Source organism: Marinobacterium rhizophilum DSM 18822 (genome assembly GCF_000378045.1).
Taxonomy (GTDB): Bacteria; Pseudomonadota; Gammaproteobacteria; order Pseudomonadales; family Balneatricaceae; genus Marinobacterium_A; species Marinobacterium_A rhizophilum.
The window spans coordinates 86862-109036 of the sequence record NZ_KB899109.1 but is presented as its reverse complement, the minus strand read 5'-3'; the positions used below and the strand labels follow the sequence as shown (position 1 = coordinate 109036).

Below are 22175 nucleotides of genomic sequence, written 5' to 3'. Positions count from 1 at the left end.
GAGGATCTGCCGGGCGATGCTGACCACCAGTATCTCGATTCCCGCTACCCGCAGCACGGCACTGGGGCCGAAACTGCCGTGCAGTCCATGGATCATGGGACCATCGCCGATAAAATGCCCATCGCTGATGGACAGCAGCTGGCCTTCCAGGGGCAGTGGACCGCCACCGAAGCGTGGGTCGGTAGCGCCCCCAAGACTGATCTGAACGGATTGACCGACCACAGCGTTGCGCAGCGTTTGCACGGCGCTGGCATCCACCAGGGGACCAAAACAGGCGTTGCCGACACCCGCGTCCAGCAGTGCCCGCAGCAGCGCGGTGGCATCGCCGTAGCCGCCGGCGCCCGGGTTATCGGCATAGTCGGCGATCACCAGGGGACCCTCTGTGGGGATATAGCGGGCCGCGAGGGTTGCGGCGTCTGCCACGCTGAGGTAATTGTTCAGCACTTCGAAGCGGCGGTTCCAGATATCATCGACGAGGGTTTCGGCGAAAGCGCGATGGGCGCTGAAGTCGCCCTGCGCCGTCACCAGCACCGTGGGCCCGACCTCCGCCACATCGGCGCTGGCAAAACCTGCATTAATGCTGACGGCGAAAACATCGTCCACCTCTTCATAGGCCCGGGCAATTGCGATGCGCTCGATCATCGGGCCGATATCGGTGCGCCCGCCGTTGACCTCCTCCAGCATAGGTCGGCTCACGCGGATCGTGCGGGGGTGGATCTCGCCGGCCATGGTACGTTGCAGAATTTCGCCGGCATGGCGACCGGCTTTGCGCATATCAATATGCGGGTAGGTTTTGAAGGACACAATAATATCGGCAAGCGCACACATCTGCCGGCTGACATTGGCGTGTGGATCCAGGGTGATGGCGATGGGCAGGTCCGGGCCGACCAGGGTGCGGATACGTGCAAGCAGTTCGCCTTCACCGTCTTCGCAGAAATCGAGTCCCATGGCACCGTGGAGCCCGAGCAGAATGCCGTCGAAGCGCTTGAGTCTGATGGCCGCGAGTATGGGTTCACAGAGCCAGTCAAACGCCTGGCGCCTGACTTTGCCGCTCGGGCCTGCCGCCGCGCTCAGCACATGATCCAGCTGCCAGTGGTGCGCCCGCCCGGTGTCGAGAAAGCCGGCAAGTTCGGTATTTTCATCGCCGCGCTCGCGTAGGGCAGCTTCGCCCATCAGCACATAGCGGGCCATGAAGGCCTCTCTGTCGGTTTTATACCGGCTGAAGGAGTTGGTTTCGTGGGAAAATTCGGCCGAAAGAACGTTGAAACTCATGCGGTTTTCCGTGGGTTATTGATCCGGGGGCTAGCCGCCGCCGGTGCTGCCAGAGGGATCGCAGTGTCGCCTGGGCGCGATGCGTGCAGTACCTTGGTGACGAAGGGTGAGGTCATGCTGCGCACCGTCGCGCTGTAATTGAGCTGAAAGCGTACTTCGGCCCCAACGGCCAGGGGATGCCCGCCGCAGTCAATGATCAGGTGATCACTGCTGGCATCGATAATGTCGATCCCCGCGGGGCAGCTGAGGCCGTCGGGGTCCACATCCTGGCGACCGATGGCCAGGATTGCCTGGGCGATGTCACCCCGATCCGCCGGCGGCGCCTTTTCGCCGAACGCGGTTTGGCCGATTTCTCCCCAGGGTTGCGTTGGCTTGATCTTCGATTCGATCACTTCGGCGACCAGGGTAATGGCGTCGGTATAGAGGCCATCAATCGGCTGGCGGTGCAGGGGCTCGCACCCCAGCAGAATGGACTCACCCAGGCGCAGGTTGTTGATGCGGCCGGTGTCCGCACCGCTGAACGCCCAGTTCAGATTGGCCGAGTTGCCGCCCGTCACTATATCCAGGGTCACGCCGAAGGCGGCTTCCACCGAGCAAGCCTGGGCGGACAGCTGATCCATATTGCGGCTGTCCGGCGACACACCGCAGTGGCACGCCAGGTTGGCGCCTATGCCCTTTAGCGTGATATTCGGCATAGCAAGTACCAGGCCCGCGGTGTGTAAAAGGTCGGCGGGCATAATCCCTTCGCGCAGGTCGCCAAGTTCCACCATCAGCACGACCGCGTGTGTCTTTCCGACAGCTTTGGCTGCGTCTGAGAGTTGACGGATCACCTCGAGTTCGCTGTTGAGGCTTATGTCGGCGTACTGAACCACCCGCGGCACATCGCTGATCATGGGGGCACGTATCAGCATCATCGGAGCCCTGATGCCTGCGCGGCACATCGCTTCGATATTCTCCATGCGCGAGTCGGCGATCATGCTTACACCCGCCCGCAGCAGAGTGCGGGCGATGTCCGGTGAGCCGAGACTGGCTTTCGTAACCGCCGTCACCGAGATACCGCGGGCGGCTAGCCGGGTGACCAGTGTGCGGGCGTTGTGATGAATCTTGTCGAGGTCGACGTCGAGGCGCGGCGCACTCAATGCGCGGTCGCGGTGAGCTTTTCCCCAAGTTCGGGAAAGGCCCCCAGTACGATGTCCACAAGGCGATCCGGTGAGCGGGTCAGCGCATCGGTGGTCGGTATGCCGAGCTCAAGTTCGTAGGCATCGACGGCCGTGCTGACTTCAGCATCGGTCATGTTTTCGTGATTGAGGGTCAATCCAATGACCCGGGTGTCGGAAAATGTCTGGATCAGGTTAATCTCGGCGGCCGGCAGCGGCATGGGCATCCGGTCGAAGTCGCAGCGGTAGGTGCGGCCCGGCGCATGTTGCAGGATGACGCCGGTGGGGCAGCTGCCGCGCAGGATAAACGAGGTGGTGGAAAATGCAGGGTGGCTCAGCGCCCCCTGCCCTTCAATGATGATCACATCGGGCTGCTCTGTCTCGAAGGCATCAAAGATGATGGCTTCCAGCTCGCCGGCGCAAAACTGCGAAGGCACTGCGTCCAGCGCGATACCGTAGCGTGCTCCCTGGATCAAGCCGGTTTGCCCTGTGCCGATCATTACCACGTTCAGGCCGCGATCCCGCAGGGCGCGGGTGAGGATGGTCGCCGTGGTGCGTTTGCCAATGGCGCAATCTGTGCCCAGTACGGCGATGCGCGGGCAGGTTACCTGTGCGATGCGGCCGCTGAACATCCGCAGGTCTTTACTCGCGCGGGGGCGGCGGATATCCAGTATCGTTACGCCCCTGGCGCTGCTTGCCGCGACAAACTCAGGGTCGTCGTTCAGAAATTCATGCAGGCCGTTGACGATATTCATGCCCAGACCAATGGCATCGAGCACCAGGCTGCGCTCGGCGGCCGACAGCATGCCGCTGGACGGTGCCATCCCGAAGATGAAAAAGTCGGGTAGCGTTTCGGTCCGTGACAGGGCATCGGCCAGGTCGCGGCAGACAGGGATGGCGTTTGCGACGCCATCAAGCACCATGCCGGCATCCTGACCGGCCTTCTGGCTGTCAATGATTGACAGGATCTCGTATTTTTCCGAGTGTCGCACGAGGCCGTTGGCGGTTTTACCGTCGATGGCGCCGAAGTTTGCTTCGCAATAGACAATGGCCGTCGTGAGACGTTGGGGTTTATTGAGTGATTGCGCGGGCGCTGCAGGCTCAAAGGTGCCGGTGCTGGGGGAGATCAGGGCGCCGGGTGTGGCTTGAAGCGGGGAAAGCAGGCTGTCGCTCGGGATCGCGTTGGAACGCGGTGTATCTTGCAAGGGGGGAAGCGGTAAAGCGGGCCTTGGGGTGGCCAGGGCTTGATCACCTGCGGCCGGTGGACCCTGGGGTGAATAGAAGCGGGCCAGCGGGGGCGATTGCGGAATGTCAGACATGGGATAACCTCGGCTTGACGGAGGCTCAGGAGGGCAGTTGGATCGTGCCGACCTGGGTCGGATGTCAACAAGAGGTCCCCACTAAGCGGTGGGGTGAAAGTACATACTACCATAGCCGGGCGCCGGATTACGGATAAAGCCTGTCCGGCGCGGGCGCCCGGCGTCTATCACTCGCACCTGGAGTACACCCCGAACCGATCCCGGCCCGTGGTTTTCGCCAGGTACATCACCTGGTCTGCTGCGCGCATCAGGCTCTTGGCGTCCTCGCAACGGTACTTGTCATTGTGGGTCGCAACGCCCGCCGGGGCGGTAATGAAAATACTCACCCCGCTGTCGGTCAGCAGCGGTGATTTACGCAGCGATGAAACCAGCCGGTTCGCGACCCGGGTTGCGGTGTTGCAGTCACTATCCGGCAGGATGATCACGAACTCTTCACCACCATAGGAATTCCGGGGACCCTATACCCATTTCCCACCTCAGCTCTGTTCCACCGGCAGCACAGGGCATACCGGTTCATTCATTTATACGCAATCAATACTGCCCATCAGTGCACAACACTGCGCCTCCCTTATCATCAAAAAGCCCCTGGTCGAGGGGCTTTTTCTTAGTTCACCAGATAAGGCTGATGGAAAACGACCGGTCAGGTCTTCGATGCCTCGAAGATACCCTGAATGGATGCATCGAGCATCGTGTTGAACGCATCGTCGGACTGTTGTGCCGACAGGCCCTCGCTCAACGCACGCGAGAAGCTCGCGATCATGCCGTGGTTCTGCGCAAGCCGTTCATTCGCCTGCTCCCTCGAATAACCGCCCGATAGCGCAACGACCCGCACGACATTGGGATGCTCAATACAGTCCTTGTACAGATCGGCCTGTTCCGGCAGCGTCAGCTTGAGCATGACTTTCTGATCCGGCGCAAGCGCATTCAGGTGCGCAAGGATACCGTCTTTCAGCATGGTCTCGGCATGCGCCTTTTCGGGACTGTGAATATCGACTTCCGGTTCGATGATCGGTACCAGTCCTGTGGCAAGAATGCGTTTTGCGATGTCGAACTGCTGGTCGAGGAGTGCGCGGATGCCCGCTTCGTGCGCCAGCTTGATGACCGAGCGCATCTTGGTGCCGAAGATACCCTGCGCCACGGCGCGATCGAGCAGGGTATCGAGATCAGGCATCGGCTTCATGAGCTGAACGCCGCTCTCCTCCGCCGCCAGGCCCTTGTCGACCTTGAGAAAAGGCACAACCTGCTTTTCCTCCCACAGGTATTGCGCCGTCGGTTTGCCGCCGATCTGGCGCTCCATCGTGTTCTCGAACAGGATCGCGCCCAGGATGCGGTTGCCGGCGAACGCCGGGCTGGTGATGATCCTGCTGCGCATCTGGTGGACCTTGTCGAACATTTCATCGTCGCCGGCGTAGTCGGTCTCGGGAATGCCGTAAAGACGCAGCGCCTTGGGTGTACTGCCGCCGCTCTGATCGAGTGCGGCGATAAAGCCGTCATCGCCACGCATTTTGTCGAATTGCCGCTGGTTCATGATTCCTTCCATGCACTGTGGGTTGAATGGGAACTTCGAATCGAAGCATCGGAGTCGCAACGAGGCTCATTATTAACCCGAAGGATTAATACATGAAGCGTTTATGCTTCATCATTGGCCGCAGGCCAATGCGAACGCCAGCATGCCCAGGTACCTGCGCCCGTTTTGATGGCGTGACGGACAAACAGGGAGGGAACCTATTTGTCCGCCGAGTTAAGAGTATACAGCCCAATCTGCCGTTTCGCCGAAGAACCGCCGGACCGCCGGACCGCAAAGGGGTTCGACCCTCGTGTTGTGATGGGCTTTCGCGGCCGCAAAGCGCCAATCCAATGCCTTTCATGGTGATGTACTACACGGTTGGCCGTCTCAGGTGCCCAGGCGCTGCTCCAGCTGCGCCAGTACCCGCTGGAACGGCTGCTCTGCCAGGCAGCCGTAAGCCGCATGCTTGCGCAGCCGAAAGGTCGCCGGGCTCGACAGGCCACAGAGGAAACGGGCGAGCTGGCGCGGGTGGCGCAGTGCCTCCTGGCGTTCCGCGATCAGCGCTTCGATACTCTGTTGCTGCGCACCAGACAGTGGCGTATCGGCCAGCGCCGGCAAGGTGCGTGCACCCTGCTCAACACAACTGCTGCACTGGCCGCAGGGTTCGCTCAGCTGATCGCCGAAGTAGCCACACAGCTGGGCCGGCAGGCAGTTGCCGTCCTCGGCGTAATCCAGTACCTGTTGCAGCCGGGAAAGGCTCTGCTGTTCGCGCCGGGTGAAGAGCTGGCCCAGCCGCGCGCAGAGCTCGGCCATATCCGGCGTCTGCAGGCGGCGGTACTGCTGGCGTACGCCCTTCACCTGGGTACTGATGCTGCCCTGCTGTTCCAGGTACTGCAGCGCCTTGAGCAGGCGTTCGCGCGGCTCGCCCAGCGCCTCGGCCGCCTCGGTGACATCCAGCGTCAGCCAGATCCGGCCCTGCTTGCCGGTGGAAAACATGCGCTGCAGAAAATCGGCGCGGGCCGCATCGAACCCCGCCAGCAGCTGCGCCTGAGGCACCTCGAAGCGAATCTGGTAGGTGCTGTAGAAAGGCCCGGTGCCGGCAATAACGCCTTCGAGCTCCAGGTAGGTGAGCACCGTATTGATCACCAGCGGGCGAATATCGAAGCGGTTCGACAGATCGTACACCGCGATATCGAACGTATCCCCCAGCGACAGCAGATGGCCGATGAGGGCGTCCAAATGCTCCGGCACCGGCGTATCGCCGTAGGTGAAGTTTTCCAGCACGCGGATATCGTCCGGGCAGGCGAAGAGCACGCAGCGCGACGCCCCGCCATCTCGCCCGGCGCGGCCGATCTCCTGCATGTAGTTTTCCAGCGACTTGGGCAGGTTGTAGTGGTAAACGGCACGGATATCGGCCTTGTCGATGCCCATGCCAAAGGCGATGGTAGCCACTACGGTATCGGCCTCCCCCGCCATAAAGGCATTCTGGATCGACTCGCGCACCTCCGGCTTCATGCCGGCATGGTAGGCCTGCGCACGAATGCCGGCGCGCTGCAGCTGCGCCGCCACCTGCTCCGCCTGCTGCTGCAGCGTCACGTAGATAATGGAGGCTTCACCGGCCGCGGCCTGCAATGCGCGCAGCAGCTGCGGCAGTTTGTCGTCGTCACGACAGGGCGTTACGCCCAGCGCCAGGTTGGGCCGGTAAAAGCCGGTGTGGATGTGGTTGGCCGCCGGAATGCCAAACTGGCGGCAGATATCCTCGGCCACCGAGGGCGTCGCGGTGGCGGTCAGCGCCAGTACGCGCTGCGCCCTTAGAGTTTGCGCGAGCTGCGCCAGCTTCAGGTAGTCGGGGCGAAAGTTGTGGCCCCATTCCGAGATGCAGTGGGCTTCGTCCACGGCCAGCAGCGCAATCCGCAGGTCCTTGAGCAGCGACAGAAAGCGCTCGTTCTGCAGCCGCTCCGGCGCCACATACAGCAGCTTGAGCTCCCCCCTGCGCAACTGCCGGTAGATCTCGCGCACCTCATCCCCCGTGCGGCTGGAGTCCAGCCGCGCCGCGGCGATACCGCGAGCGTGCAGCGCCGCCACCTGGTCCTGCATCAGCGCGATCAGCGGCGACACCACCAGCGTCAGGCCCTCGATCAGCAGCGCCGGCAGCTGGTAGCACAGGCTCTTGCCGCCCCCGGTGGGAAAGACCGTCAGTACCGACTCACCGGCGAGCAGCTTGTCGATGGCGGCTTGCTGGCCGTCGCGAAACGCTTCCAGGCCAAAGGTCGTTTTCAGTATTTCCAGTGCGACGCTCATAACCATGGGCTCCCCGGGGATTTGCAAAAGGGTATTAGACCCCGTCCCGCCCGGCGGCTGCAAACCCGGCGTGCAGCAGCGACGACTCAACAGGCAGCATTTCGAATGCTGCGGGCCATCGGCAGAAGCCAAACAGGATTGAGGTTAGAATGATGCTGGCAATAAAGTGCCGCACTCAAGACAACCGCTTGAGTGCTTAAAAAACAGTTCAAAAAGAAACGTATACGTATGCAAGGAAGCTGTCTGTGCGGGGCTGTCGAATACGAGGTCACGCAACTCGAGATGCCCATCACCCACTGTCATTGCCGTACCTGTCGCAAGGCGCAGGCGGCTGCCTTCGCGCCGGTGGCCGGCGTGTTACGCGCGCACTTCCGCTGGCTCAAGGGTGAGGACTCGCTCCGCGCCTTTGAGTCATCCCCCGGCAAGCTAAGGCGTTTCTGCGGCAACTGCGGCACCCACCTTGTTGCAGAACGCCCCGGGAAACCGCACCTGGTGCTGCGAGTTGCGACACTGGACGAGGATCCAGGCATGACGCCCGCCATGCATATCTGGTGCTCGAATGACGTACCCTGGCTGCAGGATGCCGAAGATATACCCCGCTACGCCGAATGGCAGCCCGACCGATAAGGCCTGCGGGCGAGTACATAGCGGGCTGACAGTCCGAAGGTTGTGATGGGCTTCGCTGCGCTGCGCCACATCCTACGAAGCGGGTTAGCCTCGGCCAGCCGCAGGAGTATCGTGGCGCTACTCGGAACCGAGGGTTGGGCGTCAGGCCAAACGTCCCGGCACAGGGTGCCGGGACACTGTTTCAGAAGTCTGCCCTTCCCGCCGCCGCAAAGGCATCGCGGGTCAGGTTCTCGCAGCCCTCGGCGGTGACGGCGATATTGTCCTCGATGCGGATGCCGCCGAAGGGCATCAGGGCTTCCACCTGCGTCCAGTTCACCGTCTCGCCAGCCGGACTCTGGCGCAGCCGGTCGAGCAGCGAGGGTATGAAATAGAGCCCCGGTTCGATGGTGATGACGAATCCCGGCTGCAGTGTTCGGGTCAGGCGCAGGAACGGGTGCTCCGCAGGCGGCTCGCGCAGGCTGCCGGCGGCGTCCTGCTGCCAGCCGCCCACATCGTGTACCTGCAGGCCCAGCAGGTGGCCGAGGCCGTGGGGGAAGAAGGTACGGGTAATACCCTGCTCCAGCTGCGCCTCGACGCTGGCATTGACCAGGCCGCTGTCGCGAAGGAGCTGCGCCAGCGCGGCGTGCATCTGCTGGTGCAGCTCAACAAAGCTGGCACCGGGGACCACCGAGTGCAGCAAGAATTTTTGTGCACTGTCGAGCGCCGCGATCAGGCCGGCGAAGGCCGACTCCCGATCGGCCGCATGGGTGCGGGTAATATCGGCGGCATAGCCATGATGGGTGGCACCGGCGTCGATCAGCAGCGTGTGTCGCTCAGCCGGCGCCTCGCGCTGCTGAAACTGGTAGTGCAGCACCGCCGCATGACGGTTCAGGGCCACGATATTGTCGTAGGGCAAGTCCCGCTCGTTATGATCGATGGCAGCCAGATAGCCCTGGTGGATACGGTATTCGCTGGCGCCGACATGGAACAGCTGTTCGGCGGCAATATGACCCTGCGCCGCCACGCGGTTGGCGCGGCGCAGACAATGCAGTTCCCAGTCGGTCTTCAGCGCCCGCTCGAAATCAAGCCGGGCCATCAGGTCCCGGGGGTTGTGTGCCCAGTCATCGCGGGCAAAGTCCGGCTGCGCCGCAGCAATCACGGCGGTGTGGCCAAGGCCGGCACAGAGCGCTTTCAGTGCGCCGGCATCGGCGAAGCACTCGATCTCGAACAGAGCGGTCCAGTCGCTGCTGGGTACTTCGGGTGTCTGGTGCCAGAAGTCGTCCGGGCAGTACAGGTAGAGCAGCGGCACCTGCCCTGGGCGCAGCAGCAGCCAGCTGCCGGGCTGCTCGGTCAGGTACGGCAGCCACTGCACGAAGGGCGGATGGGCACGAAACGGATACTGGGTATCGTCAAGGAAACGGCGCGGCGCGGTGCCGGAGCCGAGCAGCAGTGCATCAAAGCCGGTTTCGGCCAGGCTGCGGTCAAAGCGCGCCCTGAGCGTTTCGATGTGGTGTGCAAACAGTGTGTGCATTAAATTTACTCCGGCTGCGGGGGCCTGAATCAGGGTAAGACGTTGGACGGCCGCTCAAAGCGCTCGGCCAGCATGGACCAGAACGTTTCAAGGTTGGCATTGTGGTCGTGCCGGCGCCGATAAAGACGGATCTGTAACGGAATGTGCCAGTGTTCGTCACCGGCCAGCGCCAGCTGGCCGTATCGCAGGCTATCGTCGATAAGGCGGTGCGGTACCCAGCCCAGCCCAAAGCCCTCCTTGACCATGGCCTTGACACTGATGGCATGCACGTTCTCGTTCATGGTGACCAGCTGCGGCGGACGTAACTGCTGCTGCATGAACTGCTGTATCACCGGACGCGCAAAGGCGCCCTCATGGTAGCCGATATAGGGTATCGGCTCCCGGCCGCTGCCCGACAGCGTATAGATCGGCTGCTGTTCATCGTCCAGCGCCGTGATCGGCACCAGCACTTCATCGGTCACCGTCAGGTGTTCAAAGCGGTCATCATCCAGCGCCCCCATGAACTCGATGGTCGGGTGCCAGTAACACAGCACCAGGTCGCAGTCGCCCTGGGCCAGGGCGTTAACGAAGTCGGCGCCAACCCAGGCAGTGGACTTGAGGTTGAGCTCGATGTCAAAGCCGGGCTGGCTGGAGTACGGCTGGATCCAGTCGTTGTAAAAGCACAGGTAGAGTGTCTGGGTGGTGGCAAAGTAAAGCCGGTTACTCTCCTGCTCGCGTATCTCGTTGCAGCGTGCCTTGGTCTCGCGGGCAATACGGCTAATCTGTTCGACGCCGGCCAGAAAAACCTCGCCGGCCGGCGTCAGCGACAGCGGCAGGGTGTTGCGGTCGATCAGGGTCACGCCCATCTCGTCCTCGAGCAGCTTGATGCGGCGGCTCAGGGTCGGCTGCGTGACGTTGCGCTCGTCGGCTGCGCGGGAGAAGTGCCGCGTTTTCGCCAACGCGATGAAATCGTCCAGCCATCTGACTTCCATCCAGCACTCCTCAGGTCTGACGCGCGAGCCAGGCCAGCAGCGGATCCAGTAACGACGCACCGAGGCGCGCCGAGCGCTCGGGCGACCAGCCCTGCAGCGGGTCCGGCCGCAGATCGTAGTCCTTGAACGGCATTTCCAGCGTCATCGCCGGGCACTGAAAGCGCTTGCCGACCCAGTTGCTGGCAATGGTGATGGACTCGGCGCCGTACTTGTTGGGCGGATAACCGCGCTCGAGCTGAAAGTCGGCATTGGCCGCTGCAAGATCATGTTCGAACTGCTGCTCCTGTTCGAGTAACGCCGCCTCGACCCAGGGCAGGCCCTCCTGCCCGGCGATGAAGTTGCACGGCAACCCTTCGTCGCCATGCAGGTCGAGATGCAGATCGACCCCGGTCTGTTCCATGCGCTCACGTACGCGGAAAACCTCGGGGCTGCGCTCGAGGCTGGGTGTATCCCATTCGCGGTTCAGGTTCACGCCCAGCGCATTGGTGCGCAGATGACCGCGCACCGCACCATCGGGATTCATGTTCGGTACCAGGTAGATAACCGCCGCCTCCAGAATGCGGGCCGCCTGGGCATCGTGCCGGTCCAGCAGCCGCTCGATCAGCCCCTCGGCGCACCACTGGGCCATGGTTTCGCCCGGATGCTGGCGCGCGGTCACCCAGATCGTTTTGCGACCCGCGGCCGGCGTTCCAATGCGCAGCAAATCCAGGTCGCGGCCATCCAGGGTCGTGCCCAGGTGCTCGCAGCATACCCGCTCCGACTGCCCGGCCCGGGCGATCAGATCCAGGTGCCGCTCGAAACTGTAGGGCGCAAAACAAGCATAGTAGAGGCTGTCCTGCACTGGCTCATGCTCGATCACCAGTTCGCCCCCGGCGTAGCGCGTCGGCACCCGGAACCAGTGCTGGCGGTCATAGGATGCCACTGCCCGGTAGTCTTCCCAGCCATCCGGGTAGGAGGCGCCGGCGGCATTGAGCAGGCGCATGCGCAACGCTTTCCCGCGGGCACCCTGCACCCGGTAATGAAACCACTGATAGAACTCTGAGGCGTTATCCTGGCGGATCCGCAACTGGATATCGTCGGCCCGGCGGGCCTCAACGACCTCGATATTGCCACTGTCGAAACTCGAGCTGATATGGATGTTCGTCATCTCAGATGCGCCCCTCTTCAACCGCATGACAGGCGACCTGTCCGCCGTCACCGGTGGCTATTAGCCTGGGGATGTCCCGCGAGCAGCGCTCGTTGGCATGGGGGCAACGGCCATGGAACACGCAGCCCGTCGGCAGGTTCACCGGTGTCGACACCTCGCCCTGCAGCCTGATGTGGGCCGGCCGGCCGGTTTCGAGTCGCGGGATCGCCGACAGCAACGCCTGGGTATAGGGATGACGCGGCGTTGCAAACAGCGTTTTGGTCGGGGCCAGCTCGCACAGGGTGCCGAGGTACATCACCGCCACCCGGGTGCCGAAGTGCTCGACCACCGACAGATCGTGGGTAATGAACAGGTAGGTCAGGTTGCGGCTTGCCTGGGCATCCATCATCAGGTTCAACACCTGGGCCTGGATCGACACATCAAGCGCCGAGATCGGCTCGTCGGCAACGATGAACTCCGGATCCACCGCCAGCGCGCGGGCGATGCTGATGCGCTGGCGCTGGCCGCCGGAGAACTCGTGGGAGAAGCGCTTGCCCCAGGTCGGGTCGATGCCGACTGACTGCATCACCTCGTGCACCTTGTCGCGCACCTCGCTGGCCGGCGCCTTGGGATTATGAAACCTGACCGGCTCCTCCAGCGTCTGCGCAATGGTCATGCGCGGGTTCAGCGACGCATAGGGGTTCTGGAAGATCATCTGCATCTTGCGCCGATACGGCAGTATCTGACGGTCGCTCAGATTGTCGATACGCTCGCCACCGTAGCTGATGGTGCCGGCACTGGGGCTCAGCAGCCCCATCACGGTACGGGCGACGGTGGACTTGCCACAGCCGGACTCGCCGACCACGCAGAGCGCTTCACCGCGCTGCACATCGAGGCTGACGCCGTTGATCGCGTGCACGACCTCCCGCTCGCGCACCAGCTTGCCGCCGCGAAACTTGAGCTGGTCGAGGAAATCGCCGGAGATCGAGAAGCGCTTGTGCAGGTCCTTAATCTGGACCAGGGGTTCGGTTTGGGCGCTCATGTTACTTCACCTCCAGGGCGTGCACAGCCGCCTCTTCCTCGAGTTTCATCTGCGCCACCATATGGCAGGCAACCTTGCAGCCGCCGGAACGGGTAAAGCCCGGCAACTCCCTGTGGCAGACGTCCAGAACGTAATCGCAGCGCGGATTGAAGGCGCAGCCGGTGGGGATATTCTGCAACGGCGGCATGGAGCCGCGGATCTGGTTCAGCCGCTGTCCCGGAATGGCCATCTGCGGCAGCGCGTTCATCAGCCCCTGGGTATAGGGATGCTGGGCATCGTTGATGATTTCCCGGGTCGGCCCCTGCTCGATGATGCGCCCGGCATACATCACCATCGCCCGCCGGGTCACCTGCGACACGATGCCCAGGTCATGGGTAATGAGTATCAGTGCCACGCTGTTGCGCTCGCACAGCTCCAGCATCAGGTCCATGATCTCGGCCTGGATGGTCACGTCCAGTGCCGTGGTCGGCTCATCGGCGATGATGATGTCTGGGTCCATCAGCAGGCCGATGGCAATGACAATGCGCTGGCGCATGCCGCCGGACAACTCGTGCGGATACTGGTCGATGCGCGTCTCGGGCGACGGAATCTGCACCTGCTTGAGCTTTTGCAACGCGATGCGCCTCGCATCCTTGCGACTGATCTTGCGGTGGGCCAGCAGGCACTCGACCATCTGCTGGCCGATGGTCAGCACCGGGTTCAGCGTCATCATCGGGTCCTGGAAGATCATCGAGATGCGGTTGCCGCGAATCGAGCGCAGCTGTTTGGGCGACATCGCCGCGAGGTTCTGCCCCTCAAACAGGATCTCGCCGCCGGCGATGTAGCCCGGCTGTGACAGCAGGTTGAGGATAGAAAAGCCGAGCACCGACTTGCCGGCGCCGGATTCGCCGACAACGCCAAGGCGCTCGCCGCGCTCGAGACTGAAATTGATGTCCCGCAGGGCCTGGACCTCGCCACTGCGCAGGCCGAAACGGACGTCGAGGTTTCTGACTTCTAGAAGCGCCATGAGATTACCCCTTGTAGAGTTTCGGATTGAGAACATCGCGCAGCCAGTCACCCAGCAGGTTCATCACCAGAACCAGGCTGATCAGCACTGCGCCCGGGATCACGGTGATCCACCAGGAGCCGGAGAAAATGTACTCGAAGCCGCTGGAGATGAGCGAGCCCAGCGACGGCTCGGACACCGGCATACCGAGGCCGAGGAACGACAGCGAGGCCTCCGCGATAATGGCGTTCGCGACCTGCACCGTCGAGATCACCAGAATGGGCGAGAGCGTATTGGGCAGGATGTGGCGGAACATGATGCGCGGCGCCTTGAAGCCGATCACCCGGGCCGCATCGACGTATTCCTTCTTCTTCTCGGCCAGCACGGATGCACGAATGGTGCGGGCATACTGGGGCCATTCGGCAATGCCGATCACCAGGATCAGCATCACCATCGCCAGTTCCTGGTACAGCTCGGTGCCGAAAGTCGCCTGGAACACCGCCAGTACCACGATGGCCACCATCATGGTCGAGAACGACAGCTGCACATCGGCAAAACGCATCAGCAGGCTGTCAACACGGCCACCGCGGTACCCTGCCAGCAGGCCGATAACGATGCCGATCACCGCCTGCAGCGCCACCGCACACAGGCCGATCGCCAGCGACACCCGGGTGCCATAGAGAATGGTCGACCAGAGGTCGCGACCCTGGGCGTCGGTGCCGAGCCAGAACGCAGGGTCCGACCCTGCCTCCCAGCTGGGCGGCATCTCGGCATTGAGGATGTCGATCTGGGCCGGGTCATAGGGATTGTAGGGCGCGATCAGCGGCGCCAGCAGTGCCATGAGTCCATAGGCGACAAAAACCAGCAGACTGAACTGCGCGACCCGGTCCCTGGTAAAGCTGTGCCACAGGTGGCTGTCGAGAAAACGCTGCCAGGCACTCGGCGGCGCATCCAGGGTCTGTACGTGATCGTTCATTATTTTTTACCTGCCGTCTTTTTAAGCGAGACTGGAGGATTCACAAGGCCATTCTCTTTAACGGCCGTTTCTGTCAGGAAATCTGCAAGACTGCAGCGCGACATCATCACTTCTTACCTGCCAGCTTCACGGTTGGATTCACGAGGCCGTAGATCAGGTCGACGAGCGTATTGGTCACCACGAAGATAGCGCCGACGACGATAAGGTAGGCCACGATCAGCGGCGTATCGACACGGTTCACCGCCTCGAGGAAGAGGAACCCCATGCCGGGCCACTGGAACACCGTTTCGGTCAGGATGGTGTAGGCCACCATGGTGCCGATCTGCACACCGCCGACGGTAATGACCGGCAGCATGGTGTTTTTAAGCGCGTGAAGAAAATAGATGCGCCGCGGCGACAGGCCCTTGGCCCAGGCAAACTTGACGTATTCAGACTGCAGCACCTCCATCATCTCGGCACGGATGAGGCGAATGAACAGCGGCAGCATGATCGATGCCAGCGAAATACAGGGCAGCACCAGGTGCGCCAGGCCGTCGGCGGTAAAGAAACCGCTGCCCCAGAAGCCTAAGATCTGCGTGGTTTCGCCACGCCCGAACGATGGCATCCAGCCGAGCTCGATGGAAAACAGGTAGATCAGGCCAATGGCTGTCAGGAACACGGGCACCGAAATGCCAATGATACTGAACCCCATAACGGCGCGGGAAAACAGGCTGTAGGGCTTTATCGCCGAGTAGACCCCCAGCGGCACCGACAGCAGCATGATGATCAGTGTGGCGCCGAGCACCAGTTCCAGCGTGGCCGGCAACTTCTTGAGAATGACCTCCAGCGCCGGTTCCTTAAAGAAGTAGGAGGTGCCGAGGTCGCCCTGCAGGGCATTTTTGGCAAAGCGCGCATACTGCACCAGGAAGGGGTCATTGAGCCCCATTTCGTCGCGCAGTTCCTGGCGTTCCGCTTCCGATACCGACTGACCCACCAGCTCGCGCAGCGGATCGCCCAGGTTGTCCTGTATCGAGAAACTGACCAGGCTGATGACGAACATCACGATAATCGCCTGCACGACGCGTTTGATCAAAAAAGCAATCATGGTTTACGCCTCGAGTCTCACCGCGGTCCCTGCAGCGCACTCTGGTTTGACAATGAAAATAGGCGCCCGGAACGACAGGGCCGGGACGCCTGATAAAAGGGGGACAGCAGTCGGCGCTGCCGGCCGTCGCGGGACAGCCGGCAGCGACCGGCTTACTCCTTGATGACCAGGTCACCCAAATACGGGAAGTTCATCACATTGAGCACCGGCGCGATATCGACCTTCTTGTTGGCGGCCCACGCCAGGTTCTGCCAGTGCAGCGGTACGAAGGCAGCGTCGTCGTAGAGCATCTGCTCGACGGTCTGCATGATTTCGGCACGCGTCTGAACGTCGGTCTCGCTGTTCGCCTGGAGCACCAGCTTGTCGATGGCCGGGTTGCAGTAGTTGCCGCTGTTGTACTGGCCGGCACCGGTATCGACGTTCGGGCACTGGGTCAGGAACTCGTAGAAGTTGTTCGAATCCTCGGTATCCGCATGCCAGCCAATCATCATGATGTCGGCTTCACGGACATCGAATGCCGGCCAGTACTGCGCCTTGGGCACGGTTTTCAGGTCGACCGTGATGTTGATGCGGGCCAGCATCGAGGCCACCGCCTGGGCGATCTTGGCATCATTCACATAACGGTTGTTGGGCGCCATCATGGTCACGGTAAAGCCGTTTTCGTAACCGGCCTCCTGCATCAGCTGCTTGGCTTTCTCCACGTCATAGCGCGGTTTCAGGGCCGGGTTGTGGCCCAGGTAACCTTCGGGGCTCAACTGTGCCGCGGTAGTGGCAAAGCCCTTCATGATCTTGTCGACGATGCCCTGCTGGTTGATGGCATAGTTCACCGCCTGGCGAACACGTACATCCTTAAAGGCCTCGACCCGTGCCTGGTTCAGCTGAAAGGTAATGATTCGAGTGCCGCCCATGGCGACCAGGTCGACCCTGTCGCTCTTTTCGATGCGATCCAGGTCCGTGGGGGGCACCGGCGCGATAAAATCGACATCGCCGGACAACAGCGCAGCGACACGGGTGGGCGCCTCCTTGATCGGGGTCAGCACAATGCTGTCGACATTGCCCGGCGACTGCTTGTCCCAGTAGTCGGGGTTGCGGCTAAACTCGACCTTGACGCCCTGCTCCCGGCTGGTGATGGTATAGGGGCCGGTGCCGGACAGGTGGCTGGATGCAAAGGAGTCACCGTGCTTGACCAGCAGATCCTTGGGATTGCCTTTCTCATCGGTACCGCTGTAAAAGGCGCTGTCCATCGGAAACAGGTAGGTGGCGTTGTTCAGCACCAGCGGGAAGGGCTCGTTGGTCACCAGGTCGACGGTGTAGTCATCCACCACCTTCACTTCCTTGAACGGCGCAAAGATGCTTTTGAAGTCGGCCGACTCTTTCAGGCGATTGAAGGTAAAGACCACGTCCTTGGCGGTCATCGCGTTGCCGCTGTGGAATTTCACGCCCTGGCGCAGATGAAAGCGCATTGTCAGGTCGTCAACACGTTCCCAGCTCTCGGCCAGGCGTGCCTCAAAGCCCAGGTCCCTGGACCAGCGCACCAGCGGATCGAACGTCATGTGGGAAAGCTGCAGGGTGCCACCGGACAGCTGTTCATGCGGATCCAGCGACACCGGGTCGGCGTCGTACGCCATTTTGAGGGTCGCGGCCTGCGCGCTCACCAGCCCTAGACTAAACATGGCGCCGGCCAGAATCGAAACGGTCTTTTTCATCGTGTGTCCTGCAATTATTGTTTTTTATAAAGCTGTTAACGCCTCCCAGACTAGATGATCGGCTGCGCTCGACCAATCGAAATACCGACTAGCCCTATACGCCATACGCATGAGTATGCGAATGGCGTATAGCCCGCAGAAAACGGCACATCGATACGGGCGTTAAGAATCAGGACAATGGGGTGTGGCGTACTGCGTGAACAGGCAAGACGGCAAGCAGACGCATGAGTATGCAGAGGATGCGTCATCATGGGCCGCGGACGACAGCGGGAGGCATTCAAGGCGCATCCGTGCGCGCCCGCTGATAGGGAGTGACGGAAACCCGGCTGCTCGTCTGCCAGGTTATAACCACCCTAAACGAAAAAACCCCGGCCGCGAGGCCAGGGTTTTAAGGTTTGCCGGGAGGGCTGAGCTTACATCATGCCGCCCATGCCACCCATGCCACCCATGCCACCCATGTCAGGCATGGCCGGCTTGTCTTCCGGGTGATCAGCAACCATTGCTTCGGTGGTGATCATCAGGCCAGCAACAGACGCAGCTGCCTGCAGGGCAGAACGTGTCACCTTGGCCGGATCCAGGATACCCATTTCCAGCATGTCGCCGTATTCGCCAGTGCCGGCGTTGTAGCCGTATGCACCAGAGCCTGCGCGAACATTGGAGACAACCACGGAACCTTCTTCACCTGCGTTCTGAACGATCTGACGCATCGGTGCTTCCATGGCACGGAAGGCCAGTTCGATACCAACGGTCTGATCGTGGTTGATGCCTTCCAGGCCCTGTACATTGGACAGAGCGCGGATCAGTGCAACACCACCGCCAGGAACCACGCCTTCTTCAACGGCTGCACGGGTTGCATGCAGGGCGTCTTCAACGCGGGCTTTCTTCTCTTTCATTTCGGTTTCGGTTGCAGCACCGACCTTGATAACGGCTACGCCGCCGGCCAGCTTGGCAACACGTTCCTGCAGTTTTTCGCGGTCGTAATCAGAAGAAGTTTCTTCGATCTGAGCGCGGATCTGCTGTACGCGAGCCTGGATGGCGGTCGCTTCACCAATGCCGTCAACGATGACGGTGTTTTCCTTGGTGATGTTGATCTTCTTGGCCTGACCCAGCTGTTCCAGCGTGGCGGTTTCAAGGCTCAGACCCACTTCTTCAGCGATCACGGTAGCGCCAGTCAGGACAGCGATGTCTTCCAGCATGGCCTTGCGACGGTCACCAAAGCCCGGTGCCTTGACGGCAGCAACCTTGACGATACCGCGCATGTTGTTGACAACCAGGGTTGCCAGCGCTTCGCCTTCAACGTCTTCAGCAACGATCAGCAGCGGACGGGAAGACTTGGCAACCTGCTCGAGGGTCGGCAGCAGATCACGGATGTTGGAGATCTTCTTGTCGAACAGCAGGATGTACGGGTGATCCAGTTCAACAGACATGTTTTCCTGGTTGTTGATGAAGTACGGCGACAGGTAACCGCGGTCAAACTGCATGCCTTCAACAACGTCCAGTTCATTCTGCAGGCTGGTGCCTTCTTCTACAGTAATGACGCCTTCCTTGCCCACGCGCTCCATGGCCTTGGCAATCAGGTCGCCAATATCAGTATCGGAGTTTGCAGAGATAGAGCCCACCTGGGAAATGGCTTTGGAATCGGTGCAGGGCACAGCCATTTTGCGCAGTTCTTCAACGACGGCGGTAGTCGCCTTGTCGATGCCGCGCTTCAGGTCCATCGGGTTCATGCCGGCAGCCACGGATTTCAGACCTTCGTTAACGATAGCCTGAGCCAGAACGGTTGCAGTCGTGGTGCCGTCACCGGCAACATCGCTGGCCTGGGAAGCAACTTCCTTGACCATCTGAGCGCCCATGTTTTCGAAGCGGTCTTTCAGCTCGATTTCTTTGGCAACGGAAACGCCGTCCTTGGTTACCAGCGGTGAACCAAAGGATTTTTCCAGTACTACGTTACGGCCTTTGGGGCCCAGGGTAGTTTTTACAGCGTCAGCCAGGATGTTTACACCCGCGAGCATGCGTTTGCGCGCATCATCACCAAAACGTACGTCTTTAGCAGCCATTGTCAGTCAATCCTATACAAAGCGTTATAAATCGGAAATCAACGGGGTCGGACAGGCCGATCAGCCTTCAACCACACCAAAGATTTCGCTTTCGTTCATGATCAGCAGTTCTTCGCCGTCAATCTTGACAACATTGCTACCGGAGTACTGGCCAAACAGAACGACGTCACCTTCTTTAACGGTCAGAGGCTTTACATCACCATTGTTCAGCGTACGCCCTTCACCAACGGCTACGACAGTGCCGCGATTCGGCTTTTCTGCAGCAGAACCCGGCAGAACGATGCCGCCAGCGGTAGTGGTTTCTTCTTCACTGCGACGAACGACAACCCGATCGTGAAGCGGACGAATTTTCATCTGTTTTACTCTCCTGATCTTATTAGGATCCAAAGCCATTGTTTACAGAGAAAGGACAACAGACCCTCTGCTGCCCCAAATACTGGATGTTCAGGTTAATGGGGGCGGGGAAATGCATTTCAACAGCCCCGACAAAAAAATTTGAAAAAATTCTGTCCTTGTCAGCAACCGTTTCACTGCCCGCGTTACTGAATCCGCCGAACAGGCACGTCGCGCAACAAGACCGCGCCGGCGGCTAGTGTATTGCTGCACTCTTGGTGGTGCTGTAGAACGCGCTCAATTTTTCGCCAGTCAAGGCGTGAGGCAGAGTCATAGTGGGGCTATGGCGACAACGAACAACGCAGGATGGCGGAAAAAAGAGGCCGTTATAAGCTTCATAGAGGGTGCAACCGTACACTGCTGCGACATAGCGGTCAGGCACTACAAACTGAACGGATAACAGGCTATTGCACAGGGTGTGGCTTAATCATCTTCGCGGCGATATTCGCCATCGATGGTATCGCCCTTGCCATCAACGCGGGGATCCGGGCGACGGGCGCTGGGGCCGGGCTGGAAGTCCGGATCTACAAAGGTGGTACGACGGTGGGACGCCGCCACTATGGTAAACCGGCTCACCAGCGCTTTTGCCAGCAGTTGGCGGGTATAGGGTACCAAACAGCAAAAGCCGATCACATCGGTAACAAAGCCCGGTGTTATCAGCAGGGCGCCCCCCACGGCCAGCACGATACCCTCAACCATTTCACCGGCCGGAATCTCGCCGGCATCCAGGCGCTGCTGCGCCCGCGCCAGGGTCGACAGGCCCTGATGGCGCAGCATATTGACACCGATAAAGGCTGACAGCAGCACCAGGCCCACCGTATACCAGGCACCAATGGCCTGACCCACGTTGATCAGCAGAGAAATTTCAATGATTGGAATAACGATAAAAAGCAGAAAGAGAAACCGCATTGCCATAGTCCAGAAGAATTTCCCTCATCACACCAGATGCTCGCCGAATCCGCAACATAAATGCCCCTGCCAAAGGCTCTGGTGGTGCCGAAACGACGCCAGGAAGGCTTCGGAGTGAAATGCTGCAGCCACATTAGACCAAAGTATAAGAAACTTTTTGCCGCAAATCGGTCGCAAAATAAACACTATAAAAAACAGAAGGTTAAATTCAGAAAAAATGGAAACCTATAGCCCTAATCTGTAACAGCTTAGTGACAGTTGCATGAACCCGGTAGACTTTTGTGCACAAGCGTTATAGCTTTGTGCAATGCAACATACTGCATAGCATCATACAAGCGACACCCCGGCTAACTGCACCACAAAATAAAAACAGACAAGAACCACACTTGGACTAGGTGAACACTATGGATATTAAAGACAAGGTAATCGTAATCACCGGCGGCGGCCGCGGCCTGGGTCGTGCCATGGCCCTCGAGCTGGCCGGCAAGGGTGCACGCCTGGCCCTGGTCGACATGAACGGTGATGATCTCGATACCACCGCAGGTCTGTGCATGGAGAAAGGCGCTGAGGCGCGCTGCTATATCTGCAACGTCACCGAGGAAATCGCGGTCGAGCAGCTGTTTGCCGATATCGCCACTGATTTTGGCGCCATCAACGGCCTGGTCAACAACGCCGGCGTAACCCGTGATGCGCTGCTGGTAAAGGCCAAGGATGGTCAGGTTGTCTCCAAAATGACGCTGGAGAACTGGAACCTGGTCATGAATGTAAACCTCACCGGCACCTTCCTCTGTGCCCGTGAAGCGGCCTGCAAAATGATCGAACTGGGCAACCCTGGCTGCATCATCAACATTTCATCCATCTCCCGCTCCGGCAACATGGGCCAGACCAACTACACCGCCACCAAGGCCGGTGCAGAGGCCATGGCCGTGACCTGGGCCAAGGAGCTGGCACGCTACGGTATTCGCGCAGCCTCCATCGCTCCTGGCTTTATCGCCACCGACATGGTCATGGCAATGAAACCCGAAGCACTGGAAAAAATGGCCGCAGGCATTCCGGCCAAGCGCCTCGGACAGCCTGAGGAAATCGCCCGTACCGTTAGCTTCATTCTTGAGAATGACTACATCAGCGGCCGCTGCATCGAAGTCGACGGCGCCCTGCGCATCTGATGTTGCACTTGAAAAAACAGTGATTCACCTTTCAAAACCGGCGCCCACGCCGGTTTTTTTATGCCAT

At 60.6% G+C, this 22175-nt stretch carries 18 protein-coding genes and 1 pseudogene; 2 read left to right on the top strand and 17 right to left on the bottom strand.

Annotation, left to right across the window (positions count from 1 at the left end; all coding sequences use genetic code 11):
• From F451_RS0119785 to F451_RS0119760, 6 genes and pseudogenes are all read right to left on the bottom strand, one after another.
• Window positions 1-1272 (bottom strand): M81 family metallopeptidase (locus F451_RS0119785; protein ID WP_020683154.1); only part of this gene is annotated, 1272 nt, incomplete at its 3' end.
• The gene (locus tag F451_RS26125; protein ID WP_020683153.1) at window positions 1269-2411 is read right to left on the bottom strand and encodes an alanine/ornithine racemase family PLP-dependent enzyme; all 1143 of its coding nucleotides are present in this window, start codon (window positions 2409-2411) and stop codon (window positions 1269-1271) included. The genes F451_RS26125 and F451_RS0119785, both read right to left, overlap by 4 nt.
• Window positions 2408-3748: an N-acetyltransferase DgcN family protein gene (locus F451_RS0119775; RefSeq protein WP_083928498.1), complete on the bottom strand. Its 1341-nt coding sequence runs from the start codon at window positions 3746-3748 to the stop codon at window positions 2408-2410. The genes F451_RS26125 and F451_RS0119775 overlap by 4 nt, the downstream gene beginning before the upstream one ends.
• A gap of 167 nt (window positions 3749-3915) precedes the next feature.
• Window positions 3916-4179, bottom strand: a pseudogene (locus F451_RS0119770) (diguanylate cyclase); the annotation flags it as partial.
• Between the two features lie 209 nt (window positions 4180-4388).
• Window positions 4389-5276: a fructose bisphosphate aldolase gene (locus F451_RS0119765; protein ID WP_020683150.1), complete on the bottom strand. Its 888-nt coding sequence runs from the start codon at window positions 5274-5276 to the stop codon at window positions 4389-4391.
• Between the two features lie 366 nt (window positions 5277-5642).
• A complete protein-coding gene (locus F451_RS0119760; protein WP_026291910.1) occupies window positions 5643-7556 on the bottom strand; it encodes a RecQ family ATP-dependent DNA helicase in 1914 nt (637 codons plus the stop codon).
• A gap of 228 nt (window positions 7557-7784) precedes the next feature.
• On the opposite strand from F451_RS0119760, the gene F451_RS0119755 reads away from it, so the two are divergent.
• Window positions 7785-8183: a GFA family protein gene (locus F451_RS0119755; protein ID WP_020683148.1), complete on the top strand. Its 399-nt coding sequence runs from the start codon at window positions 7785-7787 to the stop codon at window positions 8181-8183.
• A gap of 181 nt (window positions 8184-8364) precedes the next feature.
• On the opposite strand, the gene pepQ is transcribed toward F451_RS0119755, so the two are convergent.
• The 11 genes from pepQ to F451_RS0119700 all read right to left on the bottom strand — a co-directional run bounded on the left by pepQ (window position 8365) and on the right by F451_RS0119700 (window position 20942).
• Complete coding sequence (pepQ, locus tag F451_RS0119750) at window positions 8365-9693, bottom strand: Xaa-Pro dipeptidase (protein WP_020683147.1); 1329 nt, start codon at window positions 9691-9693, stop codon at window positions 8365-8367.
• 29 nt (window positions 9694-9722) lie between these two features.
• Window positions 9723-10664 (bottom strand): LysR family transcriptional regulator, encoded by a 942-nt coding sequence (locus tag F451_RS0119745; RefSeq protein WP_020683146.1) that lies wholly within the window; start codon window positions 10662-10664, stop codon window positions 9723-9725.
• Between the two features lie 10 nt (window positions 10665-10674).
• The gene (locus F451_RS0119740; protein ID WP_020683145.1) at window positions 10675-11811 is read right to left on the bottom strand and encodes a M14 family metallopeptidase; all 1137 of its coding nucleotides are present in this window, start codon (window positions 11809-11811) and stop codon (window positions 10675-10677) included.
• Window position 11812: 1 nt separating this feature from the next.
• A complete protein-coding gene (locus F451_RS0119735; protein WP_020683144.1) occupies window positions 11813-12832 on the bottom strand; it encodes an ABC transporter ATP-binding protein in 1020 nt (339 codons plus the stop codon).
• A 1-nt stretch (window position 12833) separates the two neighbouring features.
• On the bottom strand, window positions 12834-13838 hold the full coding sequence (locus F451_RS0119730; RefSeq protein ID WP_020683143.1) for an ABC transporter ATP-binding protein: 1005 nt from the start codon (window positions 13836-13838) through the stop codon (window positions 12834-12836).
• 4 nt (window positions 13839-13842) lie between these two features.
• On the bottom strand, window positions 13843-14793 hold the full coding sequence (locus F451_RS0119725; RefSeq protein ID WP_020683142.1) for an ABC transporter permease: 951 nt from the start codon (window positions 14791-14793) through the stop codon (window positions 13843-13845).
• A 106-nt stretch (window positions 14794-14899) separates the two neighbouring features.
• Window positions 14900-15877: an ABC transporter permease gene (locus F451_RS0119720; protein WP_020683141.1), complete on the bottom strand. Its 978-nt coding sequence runs from the start codon at window positions 15875-15877 to the stop codon at window positions 14900-14902.
• A 152-nt stretch (window positions 15878-16029) separates the two neighbouring features.
• A complete protein-coding gene (locus F451_RS0119715; RefSeq protein ID WP_020683140.1) occupies window positions 16030-17583 on the bottom strand; it encodes an ABC transporter substrate-binding protein in 1554 nt (517 codons plus the stop codon).
• A 413-nt stretch (window positions 17584-17996) separates the two neighbouring features.
• Entirely contained in the window at window positions 17997-19640 is a 1644-nt protein-coding gene (groL, locus tag F451_RS0119710) for a chaperonin GroEL (RefSeq protein ID WP_020683139.1), read from the bottom strand.
• Window positions 19641-19700: 60 nt separating this feature from the next.
• Entirely contained in the window at window positions 19701-19994 is a 294-nt protein-coding gene (locus F451_RS0119705; protein ID WP_020683138.1) for a co-chaperone GroES, read from the bottom strand.
• Window positions 19995-20456: 462 nt separating this feature from the next.
• Entirely contained in the window at window positions 20457-20942 is a 486-nt protein-coding gene (locus F451_RS0119700; RefSeq protein WP_020683137.1) for an FxsA family protein, read from the bottom strand.
• Between the two features lie 404 nt (window positions 20943-21346).
• Here F451_RS0119700 and F451_RS0119695 point away from each other — a divergent pair, with 404 nt between their 5' ends.
• Window positions 21347-22108, top strand: coding sequence for an SDR family oxidoreductase (locus F451_RS0119695; RefSeq protein WP_020683136.1), 762 nt, complete (start codon window positions 21347-21349; stop codon window positions 22106-22108).
• Window positions 22109-22175 lie beyond the last annotated feature (67 nt).

Bases quoted from the DNA above. Each gene is read 5' to 3' on its own strand.
- F451_RS0119735 (WP_020683144.1), bottom strand. From the start codon at position 12,832: ATGAGCGCCCAAACCGAACCCCTGGTCCAGATTAAGGACCTGCACAAG.
- F451_RS0119745 (WP_020683146.1), bottom strand. From the start codon at position 10,664: ATGGAAGTCAGATGGCTGGACGATTTCATCGCGTTGGCGAAAACGCGG.
- F451_RS0119715 (WP_020683140.1), bottom strand. From the start codon at position 17,583: ATGAAAAAGACCGTTTCGATTCTGGCCGGCGCCATGTTTAGTCTAGGG.
- F451_RS0119760 (WP_026291910.1), bottom strand. From the start codon at position 7,556: ATGAGCGTCGCACTGGAAATACTGAAAACGACCTTTGGCCTGGAAGCG.
- F451_RS0119700 (WP_020683137.1), bottom strand. From the start codon at position 20,942: ATGCGGTTTCTCTTTCTGCTTTTTATCGTTATTCCAATCATTGAAATT.
- F451_RS0119775 (WP_083928498.1), bottom strand. From the start codon at position 3,748: ATGTCTGACATTCCGCAATCGCCCCCGCTGGCCCGCTTCTATTCACCC.
- F451_RS0119755 (WP_020683148.1), top strand. From the start codon at position 7,785: ATGCAAGGAAGCTGTCTGTGCGGGGCTGTCGAATACGAGGTCACGCAA.
- F451_RS0119695 (WP_020683136.1), top strand. From the start codon at position 21,347: ATGGATATTAAAGACAAGGTAATCGTAATCACCGGCGGCGGCCGCGGC.
- F451_RS0119725 (WP_020683142.1), bottom strand. From the start codon at position 14,793: ATGAACGATCACGTACAGACCCTGGATGCGCCGCCGAGTGCCTGGCAG.
- F451_RS0119705 (WP_020683138.1), bottom strand. From the start codon at position 19,994: ATGAAAATTCGTCCGCTTCACGATCGGGTTGTCGTTCGTCGCAGTGAA.
- F451_RS0119740 (WP_020683145.1), bottom strand. From the start codon at position 11,811: ATGACGAACATCCATATCAGCTCGAGTTTCGACAGTGGCAATATCGAG.
- F451_RS0119730 (WP_020683143.1), bottom strand. From the start codon at position 13,838: ATGGCGCTTCTAGAAGTCAGAAACCTCGACGTCCGTTTCGGCCTGCGC.
- groL (WP_020683139.1), bottom strand. From the start codon at position 19,640: ATGGCTGCTAAAGACGTACGTTTTGGTGATGATGCGCGCAAACGCATG.
- F451_RS0119720 (WP_020683141.1), bottom strand. From the start codon at position 15,877: ATGATTGCTTTTTTGATCAAACGCGTCGTGCAGGCGATTATCGTGATG.
- F451_RS0119765 (WP_020683150.1), bottom strand. From the start codon at position 5,276: ATGAACCAGCGGCAATTCGACAAAATGCGTGGCGATGACGGCTTTATC.
- pepQ (WP_020683147.1), bottom strand. From the start codon at position 9,693: ATGCACACACTGTTTGCACACCACATCGAAACGCTCAGGGCGCGCTTT.